A 1,718-nucleotide genomic window follows, 5' to 3' on the forward strand; every position below is an offset into this window, starting at 1 on the left:
CCGGCTTTCCGTTTCGCACCCGGCGACTCAGAAAACAATACACGCCCCCAACCCCCAACGCAAATCCACCCCCAAAACCCCACCCACCGCCGTCGGGCGCCTACCGGTGGCACCGCTAATCGACAGGTACGACACCGCTTCCCGAGCTGGAGTCCGGCACTCCGAAGTGCCGATGCAGCCCATCGTCAAGGAACCGCATGATCGAGGCGATCCCCTGGCCATCGGGGGTCGGCTCAATCACCAGGAGTCCACGGGGGCGGCCCTGCAGATAGCAGACGAAACCCGGCCTCCCACCGGCTGTGACAGCCGCCAGCGAGTAGTGGCCACCCGGCCGGCCGGCCGCACTGGCTCGCAGGAAACTGCCAACGGCGTTCCGGCCCAGGTAGCGTTCGCTGGCCGGCGGCATCGCCAGCCAGCATTGATCCGTGAGCAATTGAAGCACCGCATCTATATCGTCGCGGGAGAAAGCCTCGGCAAACTTCCTGGCGAGACGGGTGTTATCGGCTCCCGCCGCGGCAGGAACTGTAGAGGGACGTGCAGACCGGCCACGTTGGAGAAGACCCTTGGCCGCAGTCGGAGCTATGGACAGCATTTCCGCGGCTTCGGTAACCGTGAAGGCCAACACGTCACACAGCATCAGCACCGCGGCTTGACGCGGCGGCATTCGTTGGAGGGCAACCACGAAGGCGAGCTCGATACTTTCGCGGGCAACAGCCCGTAAAGCAGGATCAACCTCGTCGACCAGTCGGTCCGGATATGGCTGCAAATGCGGTTGGTCGAACCGGTCCGTCGGAGTCGGCGGCATGAACGGCGGTATGGGCGCGGGACGAGGACGCCGGCTTTGCTGTCGACGGGCATTGAGTGATCTGGTGGTGGCAATTCGATAAAGCCACGTCCGCAAGGACGCTCGACCGGCGAATCCGGGCAAGCCGTTCCACGCGGCGAGCAAAACCTCCTGCATCACATCGTCAGCGTCATCAACTGAACCCGTGATCCTGTAACAGTGCAGATGAAGTTCCCGGTGGAAGGGCGCGACAAGAGACGCAAATGCCTCTTCGTCGCCGGCTCTGGCGGCCTCCAACTCAGCTGACGTCACGCTCCAATCTTGGCACGGGACCACTTGGGCGTTCCGATCTGCTGCGTTGCGGTGTCTACATAGACGCAACCATCTACGAGAGGAACAGACCATGCCTGGGAAAGAAACCACCGGAGTCGGGATCGCCGTCGCGTACCACCGTGCGTGGACAGCAGGGGACTTGGATTCGGCGGCAAAGCACCTGACCGAGAACGTCACGTGCCATGCGCCTTCGGGCACCTTCAGCGGCAGAGCCGCTGTCCGGGCGTTCATGGAACCATTTGCCGCATCCCTTACTCATTCGACGCTCCTTGCGGCCTACGGCAATGACAGCGAAGCAATTCTCATGTACGACACAGCCACCAGCGCAGTTCCCAGCGCCCCAGGCGCAGAGTTGTATCGCATTCAGAATGATCGGATCGCCGAGATCCACATCATCTTCGATCGCTTGCCCTTCGCCTTGGCTCGTGGCGATGTCGGTTAAGTGGTGACGGCGGTGATGATCGGCGTGGATCCGCAGCGCGGCCTGTGATGCGGCCAACCTGGTGTTGTTTGTGGGTTAAAGGGGAAGAGCCCCGACCGTGTGGTCGGGGCTCTTGCCTAATGGTTGTCCGGCGGTGTCCTACTCTCCCACACCCTCCCG

General features: G+C 62.5%; 2 protein-coding genes. One reads left to right on the forward strand and one right to left on the reverse strand.

Annotation, left to right across the window (positions count from 1 at the left end; genetic code table 11):
* Positions 1–115 precede the first annotated feature (115 nt).
* Positions 116–1,189 carry an RNA polymerase subunit sigma-70 gene (locus tag QF015_RS21545; RefSeq protein WP_429390724.1) on the reverse strand — a complete coding sequence of 358 codons (1,074 nt, stop codon included), beginning with the start codon at positions 1,187–1,189 and terminating at the stop codon, positions 116–118.
* On the opposite strand from QF015_RS21545, the gene QF015_RS21550 reads away from it, so the two are divergent.
* Positions 1,188–1,559 carry a nuclear transport factor 2 family protein gene (locus tag QF015_RS21550; protein ID WP_310211279.1) on the forward strand — a complete coding sequence of 124 codons (372 nt, stop codon included), beginning with the start codon at positions 1,188–1,190 and terminating at the stop codon, positions 1,557–1,559. The genes QF015_RS21545 and QF015_RS21550 overlap by 2 nt on opposite strands.
* Positions 1,560–1,718 lie beyond the last annotated feature (159 nt).

The organism is Paenarthrobacter sp. TE4293 (assembly GCF_050435325.1).
In the GTDB taxonomy this organism is placed as follows: Bacteria; Actinomycetota; Actinomycetes; order Actinomycetales; family Micrococcaceae; genus Arthrobacter; species Arthrobacter nitroguajacolicus_C.

Coding starts and splice junctions, on each gene's coding strand:
- QF015_RS21550 (WP_310211279.1), top strand. CDS start 1,188: ATGCCTGGGAAAGAAACCACCGGAGTCGGGATCGCCGTCGCGTACCAC.
- QF015_RS21545 (WP_429390724.1), bottom strand. CDS start 1,189: ATGGTCTGTTCCTCTCGTAGATGGTTGCGTCTATGTAGACACCGCAAC.